This is a genomic window from Lentzea sp. HUAS12 (genome assembly GCF_024125735.1).
Classification (GTDB): Bacteria; Actinomycetota; Actinomycetes; order Mycobacteriales; family Pseudonocardiaceae; genus Lentzea; species Lentzea albida.
In genome coordinates, this window is record NZ_CP099738.1 from 4646679 (window position 1) to 4671870 (window position 25192).

General features: G+C 65.5%; 20 protein-coding genes and 1 pseudogene. 12 read left to right on the forward strand and 9 right to left on the reverse strand.

The window, feature by feature from the left end; genetic code table 11:
* Positions 1 to 107 precede the first annotated feature (107 nt).
* From ND450_RS20380 to ND450_RS20390, 3 genes are all read right to left on the reverse strand, one after another.
* Positions 108 to 389: a hypothetical protein gene (locus ND450_RS20380; RefSeq protein WP_253327658.1), complete on the reverse strand. Its 282-nt coding sequence runs from the start codon at positions 387 to 389 to the stop codon at positions 108 to 110.
* 59 nt (positions 390 to 448) lie between these two features.
* On the reverse strand, positions 449 to 904 hold the full coding sequence (locus ND450_RS20385; RefSeq protein ID WP_253327659.1) for a hypothetical protein: 456 nt from the start codon (positions 902 to 904) through the stop codon (positions 449 to 451).
* A 239-nt stretch (positions 905 to 1143) separates the two neighbouring features.
* Positions 1144 to 2646, reverse strand: coding sequence for a PAS domain-containing protein (locus ND450_RS20390; RefSeq protein ID WP_253327660.1), 1503 nt, complete (start codon positions 2644 to 2646; stop codon positions 1144 to 1146).
* Positions 2647 to 2933: 287 nt separating this feature from the next.
* On the opposite strand from ND450_RS20390, the gene ND450_RS20395 reads away from it, so the two are divergent.
* Positions 2934 to 4655: a LysR substrate-binding domain-containing protein gene (locus ND450_RS20395; RefSeq protein ID WP_253327661.1), complete on the forward strand. Its 1722-nt coding sequence runs from the start codon at positions 2934 to 2936 to the stop codon at positions 4653 to 4655.
* A gap of 70 nt (positions 4656 to 4725) precedes the next feature.
* Here the strand turns inward: ND450_RS20395 and ND450_RS20400 are convergent, their stop codons facing one another.
* Together ND450_RS20400 and ND450_RS20405 are read right to left on the reverse strand one after the other, a co-directional pair.
* Complete coding sequence (locus tag ND450_RS20400) at positions 4726 to 5280, reverse strand: hypothetical protein (protein ID WP_253327662.1); 555 nt, start codon at positions 5278 to 5280, stop codon at positions 4726 to 4728.
* Positions 5281 to 5396: 116 nt separating this feature from the next.
* Positions 5397 to 5696, reverse strand: coding sequence for a hypothetical protein (locus tag ND450_RS20405; RefSeq protein WP_253327663.1), 300 nt, complete (start codon positions 5694 to 5696; stop codon positions 5397 to 5399).
* A 354-nt stretch (positions 5697 to 6050) separates the two neighbouring features.
* On the opposite strand from ND450_RS20405, the gene ND450_RS20410 reads away from it, so the two are divergent.
* A complete protein-coding gene (locus ND450_RS20410; RefSeq protein ID WP_253327664.1) occupies positions 6051 to 6479 on the forward strand; it encodes a hypothetical protein in 429 nt (142 codons plus the stop codon).
* 84 nt (positions 6480 to 6563) lie between these two features.
* On the opposite strand, the gene ND450_RS20415 is transcribed toward ND450_RS20410, so the two are convergent.
* Entirely contained in the window at positions 6564 to 10082 is a 3519-nt protein-coding gene (locus tag ND450_RS20415; RefSeq protein WP_253327665.1) for a PAS domain-containing protein, read from the reverse strand.
* On the opposite strand from ND450_RS20415, the gene ND450_RS20420 reads away from it, so the two are divergent.
* On the forward strand, positions 10058 to 10618 hold the full coding sequence (locus tag ND450_RS20420; RefSeq protein WP_253327666.1) for a hypothetical protein: 561 nt from the start codon (positions 10058 to 10060) through the stop codon (positions 10616 to 10618). The two genes, ND450_RS20415 and ND450_RS20420, sit on opposite strands and share 25 nt — an antisense overlap.
* 205 nt (positions 10619 to 10823) lie before the next feature.
* Positions 10824 to 11129 carry a hypothetical protein gene (locus tag ND450_RS20425; protein ID WP_253327667.1) on the forward strand — a complete coding sequence of 102 codons (306 nt, stop codon included), beginning with the start codon at positions 10824 to 10826 and terminating at the stop codon, positions 11127 to 11129.
* 437 nt (positions 11130 to 11566) lie between these two features.
* Here ND450_RS20425 and ND450_RS20430 read toward each other — a convergent pair whose 3' ends face one another.
* Both ND450_RS20430 and ND450_RS20435 read right to left on the reverse strand, forming a co-directional pair.
* The gene (locus tag ND450_RS20430; protein ID WP_253327668.1) at positions 11567 to 12004 is read right to left on the reverse strand and encodes a hypothetical protein; all 438 of its coding nucleotides are present in this window, start codon (positions 12002 to 12004) and stop codon (positions 11567 to 11569) included.
* Between the two features lie 533 nt (positions 12005 to 12537).
* Positions 12538 to 13758, reverse strand: a complete 1221-nt coding sequence (locus tag ND450_RS20435; protein ID WP_253327669.1) for a glycosyltransferase — start codon at positions 13756 to 13758, stop codon at positions 12538 to 12540.
* Positions 13759 to 13896: 138 nt separating this feature from the next.
* Here ND450_RS20435 and ND450_RS20440 point away from each other — a divergent pair, with 138 nt between their 5' ends.
* The 3 genes and pseudogenes from ND450_RS20440 (at position 13897) to ND450_RS20450 (ending at position 17546) form a co-directional block, all read left to right on the forward strand.
* Positions 13897 to 14499, forward strand: coding sequence for a TetR/AcrR family transcriptional regulator (locus ND450_RS20440; RefSeq protein ID WP_253327670.1), 603 nt, complete (start codon positions 13897 to 13899; stop codon positions 14497 to 14499).
* A 347-nt stretch (positions 14500 to 14846) separates the two neighbouring features.
* A pseudogene (locus ND450_RS20445) lies at positions 14847 to 15397 on the forward strand (transposase family protein); the annotation flags it as partial.
* 901 nt (positions 15398 to 16298) lie between these two features.
* Entirely contained in the window at positions 16299 to 17546 is a 1248-nt protein-coding gene (locus ND450_RS20450) for a S28 family serine protease (protein WP_253327671.1), read from the forward strand.
* A 1493-nt stretch (positions 17547 to 19039) separates the two neighbouring features.
* Here ND450_RS20450 and ND450_RS20455 read toward each other — a convergent pair.
* Positions 19040 to 20395, reverse strand: coding sequence for a LysR family transcriptional regulator (locus ND450_RS20455; RefSeq protein ID WP_305885225.1), 1356 nt, complete (start codon positions 20393 to 20395; stop codon positions 19040 to 19042).
* Positions 20396 to 20758: 363 nt separating this feature from the next.
* Between ND450_RS20455 and ND450_RS20465 the strand changes: the two genes are divergently transcribed.
* From ND450_RS20465 to ND450_RS20485, 5 genes are all read left to right on the forward strand, one after another.
* Positions 20759 to 21817: a serine hydrolase gene (locus ND450_RS20465; protein WP_253327672.1), complete on the forward strand. Its 1059-nt coding sequence runs from the start codon at positions 20759 to 20761 to the stop codon at positions 21815 to 21817.
* Between the two features lie 83 nt (positions 21818 to 21900).
* The gene (locus tag ND450_RS20470) at positions 21901 to 23292 is read left to right on the forward strand and encodes an NAD(P)/FAD-dependent oxidoreductase (protein WP_253327673.1); all 1392 of its coding nucleotides are present in this window, start codon (positions 21901 to 21903) and stop codon (positions 23290 to 23292) included.
* 101 nt (positions 23293 to 23393) lie between these two features.
* Positions 23394 to 23942, forward strand: coding sequence for a hypothetical protein (locus ND450_RS20475; protein ID WP_253327674.1), 549 nt, complete (start codon positions 23394 to 23396; stop codon positions 23940 to 23942).
* 94 nt (positions 23943 to 24036) lie between these two features.
* The gene (locus ND450_RS20480) at positions 24037 to 24492 is read left to right on the forward strand and encodes a hypothetical protein (RefSeq protein WP_253327675.1); all 456 of its coding nucleotides are present in this window, start codon (positions 24037 to 24039) and stop codon (positions 24490 to 24492) included.
* A 214-nt stretch (positions 24493 to 24706) separates the two neighbouring features.
* Positions 24707 to 25153: a hypothetical protein gene (locus tag ND450_RS20485; RefSeq protein ID WP_253327676.1), complete on the forward strand. Its 447-nt coding sequence runs from the start codon at positions 24707 to 24709 to the stop codon at positions 25151 to 25153.
* Positions 25154 to 25192: the final 39 nt, after the last annotated feature.

The window sequence follows — 25192 nt, forward strand, 5'->3', positions numbered from 1 at the left end:
CGGACACCACACCCTCGGCACACCAGCAGAGACTCCAGTAGCCGAGTCGGAAGCTCAGGCTGTGCGGGTGAGCGCCGCACAGCCTGAGGCGCACATGCTCGGAGTTGCTATGCCCGTTCCTTGCGAGCCCACAGGGTGTAGTAGTAGGCGGACCCCGTGCTCGGGTAGGTCTGCACGCAGTCCGCGGTCCGCCACTTGTCCATGTGCCTGCTCAGGAACAGTTGCGCGTCCGTGTAGCAAGCCGTGCCATCCATGTAGGTGGCGATCTTGTAAAGCCCGGGCGGAAGGGCGGGGTCAGGCTCGGTGTACGCGGCGGACGCCACCCCGCTACCTGAGATCAGTGCGGTGACAGCGACTCCGAGGGCCGCGGGCACGGTCCACAGCTTCATCCCGTCTCCATTCGGGATCATGTGTCCAGCAGTTGCTGAACACGAGGATGCCGTCCGGCTCAGGCCTGGGCGTAAGACACGTTGCCCTGACTGTCCACTGCGGCGATGTAGGTGGGGCTGGACTTGCCGCTCCTGCTGAACTTGGTGTGGATGTGAGCGCTCTGACCGGGCTGCAGCGTCCAGGTGATCTGCTGGGTGACCGTTCCGTCCTTGGACGAGTTGCTCGTCTGGTACTGCACGCCGGAGGCGGAGACGACGAACAGGTTCTGCGTGATGGTCACGTCACCGCAGTTGCCGTCCCACTTGCTCGTCGACTTCTCCGTGTGCGCGTAGATCTGACCCGGCGTCGCGTAGTCCAGGTAGCTCACGGACTGCTTGTTGTAGTTGCAGTCCGCGAACGAGGGCAGGGACCGCTCAGCCGTCGCCGAAGCCGCCTGGGCCGGCGCGCCGAAGGCCAGCAATGCCGCCGTGCCGAGTGCGGAGACGGCGAACAGCTTGCGAATCATGGTCTTCATGGTGTTCTCCTGAAGGTTGTTCGACACCAAGCAGATCGGGCCTCGAAGACCGGTCTTGCGGAGCTCCGCGAAGGCCTTTCCGAGTGCCACGAACACATCCTGATTCGTCGACGACAGGCGAGCCCTACACGAATGTGGGGGACTGCCGCACCTCCCGACACGGCCTGGGAAGGGCATGCCTCTGGGACAGCGGAGAAGCACGCGAGATGTGGGAACGCCGGTCGAAGAAGCGCGAGGAGCTACAGCGCTTGAGGCTCGGAACTGTCGGTGATCCGACCTGACGTGCGCCCTGCGGTGACCGCCACGGCTACCTTCGGCGGCCAAGTTCCCAGTTCCAGCAAGCCGAGTGTGTAGGCCCGCGCGACCAGACCTGCTGTTCGAGTGCGGGCCGGCAGGCCGAGCCGTCGACGCAGCCGACTCAGGTGGTGGTTCAGCCCGGCGCGGGAGAGATGGAGTGCCTCACCTGCGTCGCCCAAGGTTTCCCCTGCGGCGAGCGTGACGAGAATGGTGGCTTCCTCTGTGCTGAGCCCGTCCTCTTCGAGGTGGGGCCGCAATCCTCCCGCCGAGATGTCGGTCAGCGGATCAGCGATCACGTACACGTACTTCGCCGCTCCATCGTGACCGCGGACCAGTGTGAGGGTGCACAGGGCGATGATCAGCGCGCCGTTCGCGTGCTTGAGCATGGCGGTCCTGCGGTAGGAGGCGAGTCTTCCGGAAGTCAACGTCTGCCAGTGGTCTTCTCCTGCTGCCTCCACCACCCCGCGGGTGATCTCGCGAATTGACCGACCTCGCATCTCCGACAGGTCTTGGCCGTGCAGCTTGAGATAGGCGCAGTTGGCGTCGAGCAGTACGCCGTCGATGTCGAGCAACGCGATCGGTACGCCGGCGTGGTGGAAGAGCTCGCGGTACTGCTCTTGGGCCGCTTCGGCTTCGCGGCGCGCCTGCCGTTCGGTGCTGATGTCCACCAGCACCGTTCCGAAAGCCTGCTCACCTGCCGCAGAGCGGAGTGGGAACCTGTGTGCGATGGCGGTGCCGCTCTTGGGATCGCCACCTCGCGGGAGCGTGCAGATGTCCCTGCGCGGGGTGCCGTCGACGCGCACCGCGCGATCGAGGCGGTCGACCTCGGCAGCCACCTCGGGCTCCACCAGGTCCGCGATCTGCCGGCCGACGACGTCGGCGGCGAGTAGTCCATAAGCGTGCAGGTAGGCAGGGTTGGCCCACAGGTGACGACCGGCACCGTCCTTGATGGTGGCGGCTGTCGGCAGGTTGAGCATGAAGGCGCTGAAGCGCTCCTCCGCTTCCCGTGATGCCCTCTCCGCCTCAACCTGGGCGGTGACGTCCAACGCGACTGTGCCTCGCCACCCCTGACGGGGAAGCGCGAACACGACACCGTCGAACCAGTGACGCCCCTTCACGCTGTCGGTACGCAGGCGGAAACGGTGGCGCTGCTGGAGGTCTTGCGGAATCGGGCCGGGTTCACCGGGCCCTACGCTGACACCGCCTGGCGCCATGAAGAGCACGTCGATGCCGAGGTCAGCGGGGGTCTTACCGCGCACCTGCTCCAAGGAGGCGCCGTAGAAGGCAAGAGCTGTCGGGTTCGCCCAGATGTAACCCCCGCCCTCGTCCACCACGGCGGCATGGATCGAAGGGTTCTCCATGAGCACGCCGAGATAGCGCTCCTCCACGGCGTCCAGGATGCCGGTGTGGACTCCTGCCGCGGTGATGTCGTCGACCAGTCCCACGTCATGCCCCCGATGTGCCGAAACTTCACCCAGGACAACTCTCGAAGAGCCGGGCCGGGTTCTACAACGCCAGCTTCGGCATGCGAGGTCACCCCTCTGATCCACCTAGCGCATAAATGGCGTGTGCGGGTGGAAAAAGGCACTTCACAGCACCTCTGAGGGGAAGTCTCCGAAAGCAACTCCGACGGAGAGCGACACCGGTTACACCCAGAAGGATGATCTCCAGACGGCATGTCTCAGCTGGCTACGATGTGTGAGATCACATCGGCGGCAGGCTTGGACAACGCATGACCATGAACGACTGGCAAGATCTCGAAGCGTTCACCGCCGTGGCGGAGGAACTGTCGTTCAGCAGGGCAGCCGCGCGGTTGTACACGAGCCAGCCGGCGGTGTCCCGGCGAGTCGCCCGGCTGGAAAGCGAGATCGGCACGTTGCTTCTCGAGCGGTCGACGCGCGAGATCAGGCTGACGGCGGCGGGACGGGCCCTTCGAGACGGGGCCCGCGAACTCGTAGCACTCCGAGACGACATCGCCGATCGCACGCTCGCCGCCGCCTCTGCGGCGCCTGCGGATCCGCTGGGCTTGCCGGCCGAGTTGCGCATAGCACTCACTTCCACGGGCATGACCCACGTTCCGGCACGCCTGCGAGAAACGTTCCCCGGTCTCACCTACGTCTTGCGCAGCACGACGATCGCGGGGGCGTTGGGCGGGCTCGGCGCACAGGAGATCGACGCGTGCTGTGGCTTCGCGCTGCCCGCCGAACCGTTGACTGCGGAGAGAGACGTGGTGGTGCGCACCCTCGCGCTTGCTCCGATCTGGATCGCCATCGCCGGCCACGACCCGGCTGTGCAGGACGCGGGCACGCGGATCAGTGTCTTCGCAGAACGCGACTGGGTGTTGTCCCCTGACGTGAGCACTCGGGAAGCGCAGTTGCTCGTGCTGCGGGAGCACGGGATCGCGCGACCGAAGGTGACCCATCTGAGCGATGATCCTCAGCTCGTGGCCGACCTGGTGAGGCACAGCGGCGCGGTGACCTTCACCTTTCCCGGGTCCTCGGCGAGCGCGGGGGTGGCCAAGGTGAGAGTCGCCGACGACGCCGTGTGCCGGCTGATCTTCGCGTGGAACTCGAATGCCCTCGACACCCGGCAGGCAATGGTCCTGGGCGAGGAAATCGGATCGTCCACGCTGCGCGCCGCGACGGCGGACGGCTTGGGGCTCGACTGGTTCACCGCGCATTCGACTCCGCTCAGCGCCAGATGGCTCGCTTCGCGCACTGCTGGATCGGCCGGCACGGTCACACGTCCCAGTCGCGGCGAAGCAGTTCCGTTGCCGGCGCGGCTGCGGGTGGGGACCCAGCTCAACTACGTCAAGCTGACGAGGGAGGTGCTGACGACGGCGGCGCCGGAGACGGCCTGGTCGTTCACCAAAGACCACGCTCCCGCGCTTCTCGAGGCGATGCGAGGCGGAGAACTCGACGTGATCATCGGCTACGCGTACCCGGCTCAGCCGTTGCCTTCCGCCTCCGACATCCAGCTCAGGACCGTGCTGACCGAACCGCAGTGGGTCTTCGCATCGACGGCCCACCCCGCGGCGGACGAGGAGAACGGCGCGACGCTTGCGGACTTCGCCCAGGACCGATGGCTGCTGTCGTCACCGTCGGTGCCCGTGCGCAAGTGGGAGCTCGAGGTACTGCGCGCGGCCGGCATCGATCCCGACCACGCCGACTCGGTGCCGGCGGCCGCGGTGGAGTCGCTGATCGATTCCGGCGAGGCTGTGTGCTTCGCCGCGCCGACCGTGGTGCCGCACGCGCTCAGGGCCGTGGTTCCGTTGAAGGACGCACCTCGGTGGCGGCTCTACCTGGCTTGGACGAACCGGTCCCTCGATCCGCAGCAAGCTAAGCGGGTCCACGAACTGGTTCTGGAGGTCTACCGCGTCATGGTCGCGCGATGCCCGCGTTACAGCAGATGGATAGCGGCTCACCACGAGGACTTTCCGGCGTTGCCGCTGTGAGCCGACGGCCCTCGCGTGCACGCCGTTGGTGGGCTGCGCCAGCTCGGAACGACGCAGCCCACCGACGAGATCAGTAGTGCTTGTAGAAGCACTTCATACCGCTGGGAACGCCGATCCAGCCCTTGCCGACGACCGCGTCGTTGGCGCCGCCTCCGCCGACCGCACGGTTGCGCACGAGAAACTCGTACTTCGTGTACTCCGGGACACCGTAGAGGTACCCGCCGCGCGAGCCGAACGTCGCGCTGCAGCCGTTGGTGATGGTGATGGTCTTCGTGAAACTGCCGTTGACACCGTAGTTCGTCGACAACGAGTCCTTGATCAGGGTGATGTCAACACTGGCACTGACGCCCGCGGTGATGGAGTACGAGCGGCTGAAGCCACACGACGAGGTTCCCGCACCAACCGCCGACGCCGAGCACAGCGGCGCGGAGTTGGGCACGTGGTAGAACCCGACGAACGTGCTGTTGGACGTGTAACAGCCGAACGGGAAGCACAGGTCGGACGAGGCACTGGAGACCTCGTTCATCGAGCCGCCAGAGGTGCCGGCGGAGGCCGGCACGACCGCCAGCAAGGTGCACAGCACCGCGAAGAGTGCGGCCGCGACAACCCGCGGAAATGACCTCATGTCTCTCCTTTTATGAAATTTTGAACAGGAACGCACAAACCTCTGAAATCTGATGATCAACGTTCGGCGTGCGACCGACACGGGCCGCCGCCAGCCATGAATCGCAGAACTGAACCTCAGGGAAGCGGGCTGACCTTGGAGACCAGGCTTCCATCGATCGTCTTGAACGCCACGCTGGTCGTGGTCCCGTAGGAGGCGTAGATGCCGCTCCGCGAACCGTTCGGGACGAGCGTGTTGCTGCCGAGCCGCTGACCGTTGAGGAACCAGTACCCGTTGCAGCTGACCTTGTTCGGCGCCGGCTGGTCGCATCGGATGTAGTAGTAGCCACCGGTCGCTTGAGGCCAGGAAACCTCCGTTGCCCCGGCAGCCTGCGCAGCCGGGGAGAACATGATCGCCGCGACGGCGATTCCCGACACAACGCCGAAAGTCCGCATGAGAACCTCTCAAAAGATCGCATCGAACAAATCGAACCGGCCCGCATGGATCCGAAGAAAACTCGAAACCCCGGTACGCGAACCAAGAACACAGTAAGACTTCCGCGCCACCGTTGTCGCCACACAAACATGTGGCGACAACACAGACAATTCAAGGTGATGATCAATCAGCACTGACAACACTCAAGAATGCAACAGCCGGCTTGCCTACACATCTGCGTACCTCCGATTCCGAACCTGTGCCTTATAACTCGTACAAGTGGTTCGACACCGAAAGAAAAGAAGGACGAGACAGTGAGAGCAGCAGTTCGAATCGCAAGTTGCGCCGTGGCGTCGATGTCCGTAGTCCTGGGCCTGGTGATGAACGTCGGAACCAGCGCGGCCGCACCATCGACGGACGCAGCCGCCGCTGCGGCGTGCCCCGAACCCGCGGGCAGCTACGACATCAGCGCACGTCGGTCGGACGGAGCGGTGGCCGAAGGCACGGTCTACTTCTACAACGACTTCGGCACCAAGCGCGTCACCTCGGCGTCCAAGGCGCAGCTGCCTCCGCCGTTCAACTGGGTCGCGATTCCCGAAGGAAGCGGGAACTGGTACGTCGACAGCACCTGCCACCTGATCTTCCAGCTCAGCAACTCGCAGGGTGGATTCTCCCGCTACCGTTCGCTCACGCCCTCTTACGACGTCAACGGCATCAAGGGAGCCACGGGGTACGTCGAGGCGACGGGCGGCTCCGGCACCTGGGCGATGAGCCGGAAGTACTGAAAGCGTGGGGTTGTCGACCGGGCGGCCCGGTCCACAACCCCACCCGACTTCGATCCCGCACGTCGTGAGCCGGACAGTTCCCGCTCACTCGGCCGTGTCGGGTTCCAGGTGCTCCTTGCGGACTGTAGGCGGCCAGTTGTCCGTGTCCAGGATTCCCAGGTGGAATCCGCGCGCCACGATCACGCCGGCGTTGTTGGACGGGCACCTCAGACGCTGTGCGAGTTGTCGCAGGTAGTAGTCCACGCCTCGCCGGGTCATGTGCAACTGCTCTCCGATCTCGACCAGGGACATGCCCGCGGCGCGCGAGCTGAGCACCGCGGCCTCCTTCGAGTTGAGCAGCACGGAGCACTTCGGCTTGACGGGCTCTCCGACCGGCTGCACGATGCCGACGACGGCGTCCTCGCCGTCCGCGGCGTCCGGCACTCTGATGCACGTGATGTCCGCCGTGATCCTTCCCCCGTCGAAGCGCACGTATTGCTTGACAAGTCTGGTGACCACGGCTTGGCCGTCGAGCAGGGGCGCGAGCATTTTTCCTTCCTCGTCGAAGCTCCGCGCGTCGGTGAGGTCGCGTACGTGCGTACCGCGGAGTTCGGAGGCTCTGAGCCCGAGCATCACGCAGAAGGCCGGGTTCGCGTCGAGCACGGCACCGGACAGCGCGACGACGGCCATAGGAGTGGGATTGCGGTCGAACAGGGTGCGGTAGCGGTCACGCCATCGTCCGAGCTCCTGCCGTGTTCGCGTCAGATCGCTGGTGTCCACCCAGATCCCGCCGATGCCGTTGGTCCCGTCCTCGAGCGGCACCAGGAAGCGGTATCCCGTGGCGTGCGGCTCACCATGAGCGCCGGTGGTGTGGATCCGCCTGGGCTGACCACTGGACCTCACCGCGTCGTCCTCCGCGCGGTTCGCGGCCGCCAGGCCGGGCACGTCCAGGTCATCGGTGGAAACACCGATCACCTCGGCAATGCCCGCTGCGGCGTAGTGCTGCCGATAGGCGAGATTGGCCCAGATGTGCTTCCCCTCTTCGTCTTTCATGTACGCCGCAGCAGGAACGTGGCGCATGAAGGCGTCGAATCGCGCTTGTGCGGTCGCGGCCTCTCTGCGCGCGTGCTCCAGATCGGTGACGTCGATGAAGACACCCGCCAGCAACGCACCGCCCGGCCTGCCCGGGTCAGGTAGAGCGAACACGTGCCCTTGCTGGACTCGAACCCGGCCGCCGTGGAGGTACTCGCCGCGCACCGTGAGCACCTTGGCGGTCGACAGCACGAGATCGTCTTCGGCGTTCCGGCCGGGACCGTCCCACAACGCCCCCAACTCCTGTGCCGTGTGCCCGATGACTTGATCGAGCTCTAGGTCGCCGAGGTGGTCGAGATGGAGGCGGTTCGCCCAGACGTACCGGTGTTCCGGTGTCTTGATCCAGGCGCCTACCGGTGCGTGGGTCATGAACAACCGGAACCGCTCTTCAGCCGCCAGCCGGTCACGTTCGGCGAGGATCTGCTCGTGGATGTCCATCGCCAGGAACGCCACAGAGCTCACCTCGCCGTGAAGCAGCACCGGGAAGGCGCGGACCTCGGCCCACCGTCCGTTGATGACGACCTGCCGCACTGCCGTCCCGCCGGCCAGTCCTTCGCGGTGCATCTCGAGGAACGCGGGATCGCGCAGAGCCCCCTCGTCGGGCGCTTCACCGGGTTCCTCGTCGAGGAAGTCGAAGCGCTGCAGCGCGCCGCCGGTGATACCGGTCATGAAGCCGTTCCGGTCCGCGAGTCCGAACACCACAGGCAGCCCCTTGAGCACAGCGTCGAGCCGCTCCCGCGTCACCACCTCCTCGTGAACGTCGAGGCTGACCGTCAGCACACTCGTGACCACCCCGTCCCGCATGAGCGGACCGCAGATGGTGTCGTACCACCGACCATCGATCATCACCCGGTCGCGAGTCGTACGACCCGCGACGGCGGCGGAGAACAGCGCGCGACCTCGAACCTGCGTGTCTGCCTGGACGACGCTGTCCCTCAGTCGTTTGCCCACATAGTTGATCAATTGGGTGCGATGGGCGGCGGCACCGGTCACGGAGACGAGGGTGCCGTCGGGTTCGGCGACCGTGACGACCACAGGCAACTGCTCCAGCACCTGTTGCAGGCGGGCGTTGGCTCGTTCCCGGTCTGTGTCGTCGATGGCGATCAGCCCCACCAGGGGCGACGGTTCCCCTGTGGCGTCGTCGGGCTCGTCCAGCGGGAAGTAGCTGGTCGTGAATGTGCGTATGCCGCTTGCCGAGTTCACGATGAGCACGGAGGTGTGTGAACGGCCTTCCTCCAGGACGAGCCGGACGTCCTCGGCCAGGCGGGAGCGCCCGATGTCATCCACCAGCACCGAGCCCAGGTCACAGGACTCACGCAGACCCGGTACCTCGGCGAACAGGTGCGAGTTCCCCCAGCTCAGCGTTCCGCGCCCGTCGACGATCGCCGCGTGCACCGGCGCGTACTCGGTGAACGCGGCGAATCTCCTCTCAGCGCGCTCCGCACGTCGACGTACGTTCTCCCGGTCGGTGACGTCGATCAGCAGTTGACCGATCAGACGGTTCCGGCCCGGCCCGCTCAGCGGGAAGCGGACGCTCTCGTACTGCCGTTGCCCCGCGGTGTTCGAGGTGTGCGTCTCGACGCTGCTCAGCACGTCGCCTGTCTCGAGGACGCACCTGTCGCTCCGCTCGTGGACAGCAGCGGCCTCAGCGCCGAAGAAGTCCTCCAGGGTGCGTCCGACGAGATTCACCAGCTCGTCGCCGGCCGCCCGGCAGAAGGCAGGTGATGCCCACACCAGGCGACCGTTCCCGTCTCTGACCACAGCGGCCGCCGGAGACCGGTCGAGAATCTCAGCGAGCCAGATTCGAGCGTCGGAGTCGGCACATTCAGCGGCGTAGGTGGCGCTGAGCGGAACGAGCAGGCCGGACACACCGATCACCTGCCCGTCCAGGCACATCGGCCACACGCTGTAGAGGTAGGCGCCTGTGGGCATGTCCAGGCGCCACTGAACCGCCTCTCCGGTCAGGGCCAGGCGGTGTGCTCGCCACGACGCGCTGCCGCGTCCTTCCTCCACTGTGCCGTCCGCAGCCGGCACCACGTTCAGGAACGTCGCCAAAGGATCGCCGGGCGTCGGCCTGCCCGACCCCACCGGTGTGTCGAAAAGACTGCCCCCGACAGTGGTGAAACGAAGATCACGGTCGACCATCCACATTGCGATGGGCATCAAGTCGGCCATCGAGCCCGTGTCGAGGCCGGCTCGGTCTGCCTGGTTGTGCTGTCGGCTCACCGGTTGTTCCTGATTCGAGTGTTTGCGTGCGTTCGCACAGTCGACCATCGACCAGCCGGCCCTCCCGGTCCAGTACTCATTGGAGTGCAAAAGTCTGGTATTCAACGTCGAACAGTGGTGGTGTGAATTACGTGTGGGTGCCGTCGTACTCCCTCGCCGACTACAGGACGGTGTTCGAGCTGTCGGACGCCGACCTTCAGTCAGGTCCCGTGCTCGAGGTTGCCGGTGGCACTTCGGCGTTCGCCGCCGAGTTCCGCGAACGCGGTGGGCGCGTGGTGTCGGTGGACAACCTGTACGAGTCGCCACCGCAAGCACTTCTCGACGCGGCCCGCCGCACGGCGTCGAGCCTCAGGCTGGCCGCGGAGTCCCAGCCGCAGCTGTTCGCTCCCGAGGTGAACGCCGCGCCGGGCGAGTTCTTCGAAGTGTGGCAGGACAACGCGCGCCGCTTCCTCAGCGACTACCGCCCGAAGTGTGACGTTTATCGACCGTGGCCGGAGGGCTTGGCCGGGTGTGCGGACGGTCATTTCGCGTTGACGCTGGTGGGACCACGACTGGCGGAACACGCCTCTGACATGTCCGCGCTCATAGACCTGCTCATGGCTCTGCTGCGGCTGACCGCCGGCGAGGTGCGCATGGCTCACCCGATGTCTTGGCCAGGACACAGCTCAATCGATCTTGCAGCCCTTTGTGACCATCTTGCCGAACGGACCGTTCAGCTGTCCGCCACCGAGGTCCGTTCGGTTGTTCATCACGAAAATCTCTGCCTGATCACACTGACACACAAAAGCCGATCCACGGAAGACCACAGGAGCTCTCGGGAAGTATATCTTCCATCGCCCTGAAGACTCGAGACCTTCTCCCCACCAACACAAATGTGCACCCGAAACAAGATGCAGCCGTGCTGTACTCGAATTCGAGGTTTCAATCGGGAACCGCATACTCAAGCCGGGCACGACCGGCCAAAGGATTCAAGGAAACGAGGGAGTGCATATGCCCGGAATGCTGGGACGCGTGGGAGCAGGCGCGGCCGCACTAGCGTCCATTTTCATGCTGTCGGTACCGGCTGCACACGCAAGCGAGTACCCCCCTCTCAACCCGCAGCCCGCACAGTGCACCGCACAGGTCGGCCCGAGCGGCAGCTGGTGCACCTACTTCAACCCCGAGAACCCCAACGGCCGCAGCATCGACGGCCGCTACTACAAGCCGGGCACCTACGACTCGTTCGACAGGTGCCGCAGCGCGCTTTACGCGAACGTGCGTTCCCCCTACGACAAGGGGCAGTGCGGTGCGACAAGGGTGTACGACGGCCTGAAGAACTACGAGTACTACAACCTCTACCTGCGCTTCAAGTAGATCGTCCTGTGCGGACTCGCCGGGCCACTGGAGGTGGTTCCGAGACGTTGTTCCGTTCTGGTCAGATGACGCACGTCACGAAGACGAGCGAAGGCCTCTGGATGTGAGTGGAGCTCTTCGGGTTCCACTTCACATGACCAGAGGCCTTCGTTTTCCCGCTTTGACCGGGTGCGGCCCGAAAGCCAGATCGACGTCGACTGAACAATTGGGCAGGCGGAGGCCTCACGCCTTGGCGGCGCCGCCCCTGGACAGGGCGACGCCGACCGGATCAAGCGAACAACCTGATGTCAGAATCCCAGTACTACAGCTGCCACCACGACCGGACGCTCTCGAGGAACGCCCGCGAACAGTGGTGTCTCGCTCCGCCGGCGACAAGTCCAGCCGACGGAGCGAGAGGTCGTGGACCGACCACGCTGAAGCTCAGAGGTCGATCCAGATCACGGGAAGAAGCGCACAGCGTTGAAGGTTCCCCCGCTCGTGCCGTTCGTCATCGTTCCAGCCATGGCCGCACCGCCGTTGGCGCACGAGGAGGAAGTGGCGTAGTACCTGGCGGTCGCCGGAGCGCTGTAGATGAACGAGATGGTTCCGAACTGGGGCGAATAGTTCCACGTTCCGCTGTAGCGGATTCCCCCGGTGGAGCAACCGGCCCCCGCGCCTTCCGTGTCGTAGGAGCTGAACGTTCCATCGGAACGGAAACAGACGCTCATCTTGCCGCTGCCGATTCCGCTCGGGCCGTCCCAGTTGTAGAGGACGTTCCAGGTACCCACGAACGCCGACTTCGCACACTCGGCACCGGCAAGTGCCGTGCCGCTCGAACCAAGCACGAGCAGGAGCGGCAGCAGCAAGGCCGCGGCGATTCGCTTCAATCTCAGCATGAAAACCCCTGTTCAGACTCGACGCATCGAGAAAGTGCCACTGCCGTACGGAGACGAGTTGATGTTCCCGCCGATCGTGCGGGCCAGCCCCGCAGGAGCCGAGCAGCTCGGAATTCCGCGGTACGAGGCGCCGCTCAAGGACATCGTGAAGGCACCGTCGTAGTACCTCCAACTGCCGGAGGTCGAGCCACCGGAGCCGAATGACGCAGAAGCGTAGCCAGTGGAGCTCAACGTGACCTGCGCTGCCCGCTGGCCACCTCCGGAGAAGAACTCGGTGTGCTGATACGTCCCGCCGAAACTGCTTGAGACACACGAACTTTCAGCCGCGTCAGCGACTGGCGCAAGAACAGCGACAGCGACGACGCCCAAAATCGAACCAAGGAGATTCGCCAGTCTCATCGAGTGGATGACCTTCCAGTTCCTCACGACAGTGACACCGGACTCAGGTCATCAATGTATCGATGCGAATAATTCAACTCGCCACACAAACGTGTGGTGCGCGAACTGGTCTCACGCTTCGGATGCGCGCACTTTCATTTCCCGAAGGCTCGACCGAAGAGCTCGACGGCGTTGGTGACGCCGTCCTCGTCTGCGAGTCGTTCGCCGAGAACCGCCGCACGTCGGCGCATGCCGTCGTCGGTCAGAGCGGTCCGGAGGGCCGTGGCCAACGACGACGCGGTCAAGTCCGCTCGCGGCAGCGGACGCGGACCGACTCCGAGTGCGGCGATCCTGTTGCCCCAGAAAGGCTGGTCGACCCCGTGCGGCACCACGACCGCGGGGACACCGGCGCGTGCGGCCGCGGCCGTGGTGCCAGCACCGCCGTGGTGCACCACCGCGGCGACTCTCGGGAACAGCCACGAGTGCGGCGCCTGGTCCACGACGAGCACGTCGTCGCCGTCGACGATGTCCCGCATGCCGTCCCATCCCGTCAGCAGGACCGCCCGCACGCCGACCTGACGGACCGCTTCGACCACGAGCCGAGCGGTCGCCGCGGGATCGGAGCCCACCATGCTGCCGAATCCGACGCAGACGGCGGGATCGCCCTCGGCCAGGAACTGCTCGAGCCGCGCCGGCGGGGTCCACTCCGCGTCCTCGGCCAGGAACCAGTAGCCGGTGACGTTCCACCCCGTGGGCGCGGAAGCGAGGTGCCGGCTGAAGCCGTAGAGCGCGAGAGCGCTGGGACGCCGCCGGCGCCGCGGAAGACCGAGAACGTCGGTGCGCACGGCGCGGGAGACAGCGCGGAACGGCGCGGTGAGTGCGAACTCGGTGATCGCCGACCCGATCAGGTTGCCGGCTCCTCCAGTCCAGGAAGGCATCCACGGCGCCAGCACGCCGGGAAGCGCGGTGGACACCAGGCCTACTGGGTGCAGGTGGGCGTCGACGAACGGCACGCCAAGCTTCTCGGCCACGTCCCGCCCCAGCACGGCTCCGCCGATCCCGCCCATCAACACATCGCTGCCCTCGGCGTGACCAAGCAGCTCACGGGCTTGCACCAGTGACTGCTCGACCAGTCGCGCGCGCATACCTTTCGGCACGACGGCACCGGAGAAGCCGGCTTCGGCCGCTGCGCGCGCGGCCTCGTCCATCCGGCCTGTCAGCGGCGCGGCGTCCAGTCCCATCCCGGTCAGCCAACCGGTGAAGTCCTCAGGTGCGACTACGCGCACCTCATGACCCGCACGGGTCAGACCGAGGGCGAGTGCGGCGTAGGGCTGGACACCACCACGGGTGTCGACGGCAACGACACAGATCTTCACAGAACCTCCATTGCAACTAGTTGTTGCAATAGTAGTCGTATCTCGGCGTCGGCGGCCCGGGACCGTGAGTGGCAGCGCGGCACGGCGCGGCATACTGGCTGGCCAGCACCGAGCAGCACGTCGAAGGGGGAGCACGACATGGCCAGCCGCGACGCCGGCGCACCACAGCGACGCGACGCGGGCCGTCCGCGGGGTGCCTCCGTGGTGGCGGCGATCCTCACGGCCGTGCGCGCCGAGCTCGCGGAGACCGGGCTCGAAGGGCTGAGCATCGACCGGGTGGCACGGCGCGCCGAGGTGAACAAGACCAGCGTCTACCGGCGCTGGCCCACCAAGGAGGCGCTCGTGGCCGCCGCGATGGACGGGCTACGCACCGACTTCGCCGACAGCCCCGACACCGGCAGCCTGCGCGGCGACCTCCGCGCACTCGCCACGCCCATCGCCGAGCTGCTGTCCCGCCCCGACGGCACGGCGCTGGCCCGGGCCGCCATCAGCACCGACACCACGGGTGACATCGCGGCCCTCGCCGCACACCGGATGTCCGAGCAGGTGTCACCGGTGTTCGCCATCGCGGAACGAGCCCGTGAACGAGGTGAATGGCGCGAGGACGCCGATCCGCACCAAGTGATCTTCGTCCTGGTAGGAGCGATCATGCATCGAGTGCTCCTCGAACACGCCGACCCCACCGGCCCCTGGCTGGAGTCGCTCATCGATCTCGTGCACCGCGGCATCGCCGCACGCTAGAGCGCGTCGTCCCGCAGGAGATCGCAGATCGTACGTTTCGCCCACCGCTCGGGTGAATGACCAAGCTCATATTTTCCTGCACTGATGCGGCCATCAGCGCGAATTTCCGAACGTACGTATTTGGTGTTCCTGCCGTCGCGGGTGTCGAACGAGGCTCCTTCTCATGTCTGCCGCCACCTCCCTATTGATGTGGTGCAGCGTTGTCGGGCGCGCGGCAAGCGGCGGGCCGTGTCGACGGGTCGTCGACCTGGTGCATCAGCGTGGCCATTGCCATGGACGCCTTGACGGCAGCGACACCGGTGGTCGGCGACGCGACTGGGGCCCGCGATGCGAGTGCCCGCGACAACTTGTCCGAGAGTGATGGTCGTGGTGCCGTCGTCGTGTCCGGGCTGGTTCGCGCTCACCGCAAGCAACTGGGGGCGGTGTGGCGCAAGCTCGTCCCAGGACAGTAGGCGCTACTGGTACTTGCGTAACTGCGCAAAGGCGAGCCACTCGCCGATGTCGGCGCCGGATTCGCGGTCTCGACCGCGACCTGCTGGCGCTACGTCAACGACACCGTCGAACTGCTGGCCAGTGGCCTCCGAATCCCCCTACTCCGGCAAACACAAGATGCACGGGGTGAACCTGCAGATGATCGCCTCCCCGGACAGCACAATCCTGTAGATGTCCGGCGACCTTCCCGGCACAGCCACGGCCAACACCTGGAACATCCTCTCCGCACTGCGCGATGCCGGGGATCGTCCTGGGAGACAAGGGCTATCACAGCTACGACCAGACGAGCTGACACCTGATCATCCCGTACGAGGGTCGCATCAAGCCCAAGTCGCCGGAAGGACGCCAACCATGCTCATGCCGCCTGCGCGGACCCGGCGAACGTGCCAACGCCCAGCTCCGCTCGATCACAAGGAGAAAAGCGGAAAATACTCTCTATTGAACAACAATCGCCTGACTTTGCGCTAGCGGCCTATTATTAATGTCGACTAGTCGCAGATAGTGACCTCGACCCCGACCTGCGAAAGAATCGCAGTACAAGAAGCCGACGCTAGCAACTATGCCACCACTACTATTCCATGAATACGACTCGGAATCGGATGGCCCCGCGCCTCCAGACTGCGGCTGGACGTAGACCACCAGATCTCCGCGATATGGTCCATTCGATTTTATTTCGTATTTTACTCCAGCATTGCAGAAATTTGTTCCCGCCGCGTCAGTGAACCTTATACTGAACGTTGTCACCGCTTCAGCCTCGATCGCGACCCCTGCAGAAAATGCCAAAAAGGAGATTGACGAAAGTATGCTCGAAAGCATTCTGCGAACCATTAACAAATTTACCTTTCCACACAACAGGCAAGTGGTCAATACGCGCTACACAGTGCTCTATATTTCCCCCGCATGCTATTCCATTGAAATACCTGAATATCTCAAGGTCGTACTGCGGCCAATGAAGACCGCCTGACTCTTTCCACCACAGGTCTCCGACGCGATAGCCGGGTTGCTCCAGCTGATCTCGAAGGAGCTCAATACAGTTACAACACCAGGATCACAGGCGCAGACTAATGACTCTTGACTCAACAGGACCACACATATGTGCGCTGAGCTCGCCTATTGTTCATCGACTAGCTTGTGTTTTAACCTGTTCGGCGAGGTCGAGTCATGTTGGTGTTCTTTTGCACAGTTCTGCGGCCCGCGAGACACGGGATCCTCTCTGACAATCGGTTTCAGTCCACTTGTCACATCGGCGCGACCAGGAGCCACCCGCAACCCGGGTTCAGCCGATCTCGTTAGTGTGAAAGGCTTTCGTGACCAAGCAAGTCGTGGCGAAGCGAGTGCTCGGACTCTCCGCCGCCGCTGTAGTCATCGCGTGTTCGGCGTCGTCGGCGAACGCGACTGTGGCGTCCGACATCTCCGTGCGCCTGGACGACCGGCCGGGCATCACGATCACCGGTGAGTTCGCGGTGCCGTCCCCCTACCGGTACATCACGTTCGCCTTCACGCAACCAGTTGATCACTCGCGGCCTGACAGAGGAACGTTCGAGCAGCGAGGCTCTGTCCTGTTCCGGGGTGATAGCCGGCCCACGGCTTTCGAGACCCCGGGCTACGACCTCCCCGACTTCCCCTTCCGCGGTGAGATCACCAGTCTCTTGGACGCGAACCAGGTCGCGCTGGAGCACGGGCACTTCCCCGGATCACGGCCACAGCCGGTCGCGTGGGACACCCTCACCATCACCCAAGTGGCGACCGATCACCACCGGTTGGTCCAGACGCTCAGGCTGCTGTTTACCGGTGCCTGGGTGAGCACGGGCAGCAGCAAGGGCGGAATGAGCGCCGTCCACCACCGCGCGTTCTTCCCGCAGGACGTCGACGGCACGATCGCCTACTCCGCTTCCAGTGACATCGACGACACAAATGACACCGCCTACCACGACATCTTCCGCACCAGTGGGTCACCGCAGTGCCGCGCAAGGCTCGACCACTACCTGCGTCAGATGCTGACGGACCGGCGGGACGTTCTCGCCGCGTTGCGGAAGCTGGCTGATCAGGACAAGCTGACTTTCGCCGAGTTCGACGGTGGCTTGGAGGGGGCCTTCGAGAACAGCCTGGCGAATTTCCGCTGGAAGCTCTACCAGTCCTCGGCATCGCTCGAGCAGGACTGCGCCGCGATCCCCGGACAGTCGGCGACCTCGAAGAAACGTGTCGACTTCTACTTCGCCAACGTCGGCCTCTACACCGACGCGTTCATCCAGAGGAGCCGGACGTCGTTCGGCATCTATGTCTTCCAGGCTGTGCGAGAACTCGGCTACCCCAAGGCGGTCCACGCCATCGACTCGTTGCGCTCCCTTCGTCGCCATGAGCCGTTGAACGTCCGGGTCCAGGTGCCGCAGGACGTCCCCGACGAGATCCGCCGACTCGACACCGATCACATGCGTCAGATCCACGCCACGATCAAGCAGACCGGTCGCAACACCAGGCCGCCCGGCCTTTCAGCTGGCGCATCGCCTCAATGCGCCGGCCAACCACATACCCGATTCGTCGAGCGGCAATGCTGATCAACACTGTGATACCGGAAGAGTCCACGAACCTGCGAGGAGGCGCCGGACGGCAGCTATACCAACGGTGACGGTCTGTGGCACCGGCCGGACGGCAAGGGGTGGGCCTGGTACTGATCTCAAGAAATAGGCAGAAGTGATCGGACGTTCGCGGGATCACCGTTCGGTGGCCCCGCGAACATTGCGTGATGGGACATTCAGCCACCAGTGCTCCCATAATCGACACAGCGCCGCCAGGCTGACCGTGCCGGGCTGATGTCGTGGGTGGGCTCGTGTCAGTTGTGCCAACGGAGCATCGAACCATCGTGGCCGTGGACGCCGTGGATTCCGAGGTTCCACGCGAGCAACTTCGCCGATTACTCGATCTGCACGACAGTCTCCACTACCTGTTGCAGCGGGCGTTCAGCAGGATTGGCGTCGATCTCGGCAACGGTGAGATCGAAGACCGAGGTGACGGCGCGTTGATCCTGATGCCCCCCGTCCCCAAGAGCACGCTCGCGGACAAGCTGCCTGAACAGCTGGTCGTGGAGGTCCTGAGGTACGACGGGACCAGGTCGGGCGGGGAGAGGATCAAGTTGCGGGTCGCCGTGCACGCGGGCGAGATCCGGAAGAACGGGTCGGGCTGGGCCGGCCAACCGGTCGAGCTGGCCTCCCGCCTCCTGGATCTCCAGGAGGCGGGGCTGGCGTCGTGGCAGACTGACGGCGCCGTGGCCATGATCGCCTCAAACCACTTCTATTCCGAGGTGATTCGCGAGGACCCCGGTGCTGCCCCCAGGTCCTACCGGCGAATCGACGCGTCGGACGACAGCTTCCTCGAACCCGCGTGGCTGTGGCTGCCCAAATCCAGCCTCCCGGTCTCGCGGTCCAAAGTCGTTTCGGTGATGGACTTGCCCCAAGCCCGCGGTGCCCGTGTCTCCGCAGAGGAACTTGTCGTCGCGGAACGGTCGGTAGCTAGTTCCCACGAGGTGATGGCCAGGCTGAGCAGGTCAGCCCCGTTCCCATCCTTTGGTACTCCCGCCCGACGTCCGGCCCCGTGCAGAACGATCTCACGCAAGGTGGTGCCCTCCCCGACGTCCGGCCCCGTGCAGAACGATCTCACGCAAGGTGGTGCCCTCCCCGACGTCCGGCCCCGTGCAGAACGATCTCACGCAAGGTGGTGCCCTCCCCGACGTCCGGCCCCGTGCAGAACGATCTCACGCAAGGTGGTGCCCTCCCCGACGTCCGGCCCCGTGCAGAACGATCTCACGCAAGGTGGTGCCCTCCCCGACGTCCGGCCCCGTGCAGAACGATCTCACGCAAGGTGGTGCCCTCCCCGACGTCCGGCCAGGGCGGCGGCACGTACCGAGATCACCAACCGCCAGATGGAAAGCCGCCGCCGCTGGCCTCCAACTTGGCAGCGCTCCACCGGCAGCGAGCACTCCCGTCGATCCTCATGCCCAGGGACTGGTGGAGTCGAATGGTTCGGGGCGCCGAACACCGTGTAGCTGACGAGGTCAGCGGTGGCCCGGGCCGGAGTGGTGGTCGGTGGTGTGTGGGTGGGCGAGTTCGTGGAGCACCTGGTGTCCTTGCGTGTCGCTGAGTGTGCCGGGGTTGTCGATCAGGAACGTCCAGTAGCGGGAGTTCTGCTGGGCGGTGAGGAAATACCAGTGGCAGAGGCCGTCGAGTAGCGCGGGGATGTAGCGGTGCGGGATGCGGTCGGGTTTCCAGGCGGCAAAGCAGGTGCGGTGGGGGCCGTTGCGCAGGGGAATGACAGTTAGGCCCGCGCCGAGTGGGACTCCGGGTGCGCTCAGGGTGACGGCTCTGCCGGTGCTGATGAGCGCGCGTACGGCGGTGTTGTCGGAGACGGCGTGCTCGATTCGGGGGCTGAAGCCCGCAGCCTCGCAAGAGTCGACCAGTAGCCGGCGCAGCGGGCCGTCGGGCCGCACGACCCAGCGTTCCTCGGCGAGGTCACGCAGGTCGAGTTCGTCGGCGTCCTTGTGCGGGCCTGAGTCGGACACGGCGAGCCAGATGGGTTCGTCCAGGATCGGCTGTGTGGTGACGCCGGGCAGCCGGGGAACGTGCGAGCCCGGCGGGGCGTAGCCGAAGACCAGGTCGATCGCGTCATCGCGTAGTTCGTTCATGCTCGCCGCCGGGTCGAACGGGATGGTGGCGAACTGTGCTTCGGGCAGACGGACGGTCATGGCCTCGATCAGCATGGGGATCGCCAGCGAGAACCCGGCCAGGCGTATCGGCGAGGGCAGAGCCGTGGCGGACTGCTCGCTGGTTGAGGTGATCGGCCGGTGGATCTGGTCGTAGGCGCGTTCCCAGCTGGCGATGGCGCGACGTAGCACGCTGATGATCAGCGCTCCCGTCGTCGTGGCAGTCAACCCGGTCGCTGCTCTGGTGAACAACTCTGTACCGAGGTGCTGCTCGAGGCTGCGGACTCGCTGGGACGCCGTTTGCCGGGGGATCCGCCTCAGTTGTGCGGCTCGCGCGAATGAACCCTCGCTGCAGATAGCCAGCACCAGGTGCGCGGTGTCCCACGACACCACCCCCAGCAGGGAGACCGCGTCATGACCGGATGCGGGCACTGCGCGCACGCCGGAAGGTGCGCGCAGTTCATCGAGTTCACGCAGTGTCTGCGCCCATGCCAGCCGAATCTCAGTGACCGCCGCCCGCACGACGTCTCCCTCTGGGGTGATGTTCAGTCGCCTGGTCGTGCGGCTCAGCAGCTGCGCGCCCAGATGGCGCTCCAAGCGCGCCACGGCCTGCGAGATCGCCGGCTGAGATTTCCCCAGTCTCGCCGCCGCCGCGGTGAACGACTTCTCTTCCGCGACCACGGCGAAGACATCGGCGTCACTCCAGATCATGTACAGAAGTAATCACCTGGGGAAACGTTCGTCCATCACCCATACCGGCTGCATGATCAGACCGCGCGAATAATCATGAATCCTGTTCGCGTTGATGTGAAGCGTCACGACCCCTGCCCGGCGGACACGGCGTCCCACGAGGGCATATAAGCAGAGTTGGCGCCCCTGCCAGGACTTATCACGAGTTCAGTACTTCCGCTTTCACGCGCCGGAATCTGTACTTCCTGACAAGCGGGCGGCTCGGCGGAGTTCAGAACCACCTGCGGCGTTCTAGAAGATTTGTTCATCGACTTCCCGCTTCGCCGGTTGACTTTTTCGTCGGCGAAGCGGGGTGCCAGTTTCGAGCGAATAAGGACCCCTGCCATGTTCAATCGCCTTGTGGCTCGCAGCCGGTCTCGATCTATTCTCGTCGGGGCGGCGATGGCGACTGCGCTGACGGTGTTGTCGACGGCTTTCGCGGGAGCCTCCACGGTGGGCACCCTTGACGCCCTGGTGGACCAGGCAGGTGCTGGCATGGTGGTGGCCCGCGGTGCCGAGACGGTGTACTCCCACGACGGGGGCACCGGTGTTGACCAGGTGGTGCCGCTGGCGTCGGGGTCCAAGCTGGTGGCCGCGACGACGATGATGGCGCTGGTGGACCAGGGCCTGCTCGCTCTCGACACCCCGGTGGCGATGTATCTGCGGAACTCGCCGGTGTCCTGGCCACAGAACAAGAATGCGATCACGCTGCGCATGCTGCTGTCGCACACGGCCGGTATCCCGGAGAACCGATGCATCAGCGGTGCGGCGACGTTGCTGGACTGTGCCCGTGATATCGCCTCAGCGCCGCTGAATGACATCCCCGGAACGGCCTTCTCCTATGGCGGAACGGGCTACCAGCTGGCCGGTTATCTGGCCGAACATGTGACCGGGCAGCGCTGGCAGGAACTCGTCCGTCGTTATGTGGCCGCTCCGGCGGAGATGCCGACCCTGGCCTTCGACACCAGCGCCAACCCGCGGATCGCAGGCGGCGCCAAAGCCTCAGCGCGTGACTATCTGCACCTGCTGCAAGCACATCTGGCCGACGGTGTGTATCGCGGCGCCCAGCTGCTCAGTGCCGACTCGGTACGGGAGATGCGCGTCAACGCCGTCGCCGGCGCCGCGGTGCGGGTGTCACCGGGGCGCCGTCATCATCTCGACGGCTACGGGCTGGCGTGGTGGATCCGCGAACCGTGTGCCCGCCCCGGCAGCGACGGGCCGGAACTATCCGATCCCGGGGCGTTCGGGTTCATCGGCCTGATCGACCCGTCGCTGGGCCAGGCGACCGTCATCACGATGCGCCAGAACCTCGAGGTAGGCGAGAACCTCTACCGCCAGGCCCGCCCGCACATCCTCGCGCTGCTCACCGGCTCGGCACCCGCTCACCCCACCTGCGGAATCTGAGCGCGTTCCTCCGCCAGCACGCCCAGCACCAGAGCTGTCAGACCGGGTGTTCGCCCCCGCCCCTTCGGAGAAAGAGCAGCCTCATGTCGTCTCCTTTCCCCCGCTCGGGCGTCTTCGACGCCACCACCTCGCCCGCGTCGGCACGTTTGGGGCACGTTGTCGTCATCGGTGCGTCGATGGCCGGTCTGCTGTCCGCCGCGGCGCTTGCCCCTCACTGCGCGGGTGTGACGATCGTGGACCGCGACCGGCTCCCCAGCCCCGCCCGCTCCGATGACTGGGCACCCCGCCGCGGCACCCCGCAGGCACGCCACGCACACGGGCTTCTGGCCCGCGGGATCGAGGCCATCACCACTCTGCTGCCCGGCGTCATGGACCGGCTCCTGCAAGCGGGCGCACGCCCGTACGACATCGCCGGCGACGTGGCCTGGATCAACCGCGGGCACCGCCTGGCCGCGTTCGACAGCGGTCTACGTGGACTGTCGCTGAGCCGCGCCGCCCTCGAACGTGTCGTGCGCACCCAGGTCGCCGACATCGGCAACGTCGAGATCCGCGACGAATGCGCCGTACTCGAACCGCGCGCACGGCTGCAGCCTGACAGCCGGCGACAGGTCATCGGCGTGAAGATCCGCTACACCGACACCACGACCGGGCTGCCGTACGAGGACGTGCTGCCCGCAGAGCTGGTCGTCGACGCCGCCGGACGTGCGTCGCGGCTGCCGGACTGGCTGGCCGCCTGGGACTACCCCGCACCGCAGGAGCAGCGGCTCGACGTCGACCTGCGCTACGTCACCCGCATCTACACCCGCCGCACCCCCGCCGGCGGCGCCGTCATCGGTCCCACCTCCAGCTGTGCCCGCGCCGGTGCACTGCTGTGGATGGAGGACGACCGGTGGATGGCCACCCTGGGCGGCTACGGCACCGACCGGCCGCCCCTGGACGAAGAGGAGTTCCTCGGCTTCGCCGCCAGCCTGCCCTCATCCCTCATCCATGACCTTCTGCAGGGCGAACGGGTCCTGGAGGGGCCGTACTCCCACCACGTTCCCGCCAACCGGTGGTACCGCTATGACCAGATGCCCGAGTTCCCCGACGCGATCCTGCCCGTCGGCGACAGCGTCAGCGTGTTCAACCCCCTCTACGGCCAGGGGATGACCGTGGCCGCGCTGCACGCCCTGAGCCTGCGCGACACCCTCACCGGCGGCCTCCATGATCTGGCCGGCCGTTTCCTGCCGCGTGCCGCCGCTGCCACCGCCATGGCCTGGGACATCGCCGTCGCCGGTGACGCACCACTGGTCGGCACCCTGCCCCCCGAACAGCGCAACCTCGAGCACTACCTCGACACCTTCCACACCGCCGCCGCCTCCGACACCGGCCTGGCACGGCTGTTCCTGGACGTGGTCAACCTGCAACGCCCCGCCGCGGACCTGTTCACCGACGACGCGACCGAGGCCGTGTCCCGCGCCCGCAGCACCGCCTGACGCACTCCCACACGAGCTCGCCGCGACTCCCGCACCGTTCCCGAGAAGAACACCGTGCCCCCTTGCCTCACTTTGCGATGTCCTATTCAGAAATTCGACCCATGGGAGAAATGATGAAAACAGTGCGTGCAGCCATCCTGGCGGCCTCGGTCGCTTCAATCGCCATGATCGGCGCGGCTATGCCGGCATCGGCAGCCACGGCACCGTCGTACGGCGGATACACCGCGTATGCAGACTGCGCCGGTCCCGCGCCGTGGGGTCAACCGGGTGATGCCTCGTTCTTCGTGGCCGGTGACAGCGGATTCTATTGTGACTACCCAGGCGTGTCTGGCTGGTACTACAGCACGAACATGTACACCCCCGCCGCCAACGGGTGTCGCATCACGATCACCGGCGCCACCGTGTACAACGCAGCACGTTCCGCCGGCTTGTCGACCAGTGAGATCAACAACCTGGCCGCAAAGCCGTGCAGCCCGGTCACCGTGGTGTTCAACGGCCACGGAAACACGCCTGGCCCCGCGAACGACCGCGCCTACGCCAACAAGGCCACCTACGAGGCCATCGGCGCGACCTGCACCATCACCAAGACCGTCTTCTCCAACATCAACAACAACTTCCACGTCGGACTGCACGCCAGCTGTCGGATCTGACCACAACGGTCGGACCTCCAGCACGTCCAACGCTGCCGTGGACATCGAAAAACCCACTAAGAAATACTGATTCCGCCCCTGAGGATGGTTTCGAGTGAAGAAAATCAAGGTTCTGCTGGGGGCGCTCGCGATCGCGGTGACCGGGCTGCTGGGATTCCTGGCCCCCGCGTCGGCGAACGCGGCGTCATCGCTGCCGTGCGGTTTCAACGCCGAGGACTGGCGCAACCTGTCCTACCTGGTCACCTGGACGCCGCCTGGCCAGCCCGGCAGGTCGGTCGACGCCACGTTCTACGTCGGTGGCATCACCTCGATCACCAACGATCAGGGCGCGATCTTCCCAGGCACCTGGGACACCAACCGCTACTACCCCGGCCTGGGACGCACGGCCATGCGGTTCGGCGCGGACGGCGTCGACGGTCTCCACGTGGATCACTACGTGCAGTCGGCATCCTGTGACGACTTCGGTGTCTCCCAGTTCACCGCCACGCGGGTGGTCACGCTCCGCAGTGGCAGCACCGTGACCTACCGCACCGTCGGCCTGCGGCGCTGACACCACTCGCAGCGCGCAGAGGCGGCCTGACCGTGAATCCCACCATCCGCTGAGAGCCACGGTCCGGCCGCAGGCGCGGCCCGCGCGATCAGCCAGACCCTAGAACCCCGGTGTTACCCGGCTCCGCGCCGAGCCGGGCAACACCGGTCCCAGATGACAGAGAACGCGGCCATCAACGAGTTCCCTTCAATTCCAGAATCGACAGGAGATCTCCATGCGATCGACATGGAATGCCCTCGCGACGGTGCTGACAGCGTCGCTGCTCACCGTGCTGGCGCTACTGTCCGGCTCATCGGCCCACGCTGCGGTGGGCGATCCCACGGCGCCTCCGGCCGGTACCGGAGCCTGCGGCTCGGTGTACGTGCAGCAAAGCGGCTCGTACTCCGCCCGGACCTACGGTGGTCTACTGCTGCGCGTCTACAACCCAGGTCCTGGCGGGATCATCGGTCGAGTCACCGTGTCCTACGGCGCCGGCAACACCACCACCGAGCACGTCTACACGGTCGCGCCCGGCTCCTACGAGGACCACGCCTTCGGCAACGTCAACACGCCCTACCCGCGGCTGTTCTTCATCACCTCGAACTTCTACGGCCTGCGCGGTGTGCAGCCCGGCTACTCGATCCTCGGATTCTCCAGCACCTGCCACACACCGCTGTCCTGATACAACGAAGCTCGGTGACCAACGCACCCGTGCTGTTGT

What these genes read in the sequence shown, in the direction of transcription:
- ND450_RS20380 (WP_253327658.1), bottom strand. Translation starts at nt 389, where the DNA reads ATGAAGCTGTGGACCGTGCCCGCGGCCCTCGGAGTCGCTGTCACCGCA.
- ND450_RS20385 (WP_253327659.1), bottom strand. Translation starts at nt 904, where the DNA reads ATGAAGACCATGATTCGCAAGCTGTTCGCCGTCTCCGCACTCGGCACG.
- ND450_RS20395 (WP_253327661.1), top strand. Translation starts at nt 2,934, where the DNA reads ATGACCATGAACGACTGGCAAGATCTCGAAGCGTTCACCGCCGTGGCG.
- ND450_RS20400 (WP_253327662.1), bottom strand. Translation starts at nt 5,280, where the DNA reads ATGAGGTCATTTCCGCGGGTTGTCGCGGCCGCACTCTTCGCGGTGCTG.
- ND450_RS20410 (WP_253327664.1), top strand. Translation starts at nt 6,051, where the DNA reads ATGTCCGTAGTCCTGGGCCTGGTGATGAACGTCGGAACCAGCGCGGCC.
- ND450_RS20425 (WP_253327667.1), top strand. Translation starts at nt 10,824, where the DNA reads ATGCTGTCGGTACCGGCTGCACACGCAAGCGAGTACCCCCCTCTCAAC.
- ND450_RS20430 (WP_253327668.1), bottom strand. Translation starts at nt 12,004, where the DNA reads ATGCTGAGATTGAAGCGAATCGCCGCGGCCTTGCTGCTGCCGCTCCTG.
- ND450_RS20440 (WP_253327670.1), top strand. Translation starts at nt 13,897, where the DNA reads ATGGCCAGCCGCGACGCCGGCGCACCACAGCGACGCGACGCGGGCCGT.
- ND450_RS20455 (WP_305885225.1), bottom strand. Translation starts at nt 20,395, where the DNA reads ATGATCTGGAGTGACGCCGATGTCTTCGCCGTGGTCGCGGAAGAGAAG.
- ND450_RS20465 (WP_253327672.1), top strand. Translation starts at nt 20,759, where the DNA reads ATGTTCAATCGCCTTGTGGCTCGCAGCCGGTCTCGATCTATTCTCGTC.
- ND450_RS20470 (WP_253327673.1), top strand. Translation starts at nt 21,901, where the DNA reads ATGTCGTCTCCTTTCCCCCGCTCGGGCGTCTTCGACGCCACCACCTCG.
- ND450_RS20475 (WP_253327674.1), top strand. Translation starts at nt 23,394, where the DNA reads ATGGGAGAAATGATGAAAACAGTGCGTGCAGCCATCCTGGCGGCCTCG.
- ND450_RS20485 (WP_253327676.1), top strand. Translation starts at nt 24,707, where the DNA reads ATGCGATCGACATGGAATGCCCTCGCGACGGTGCTGACAGCGTCGCTG.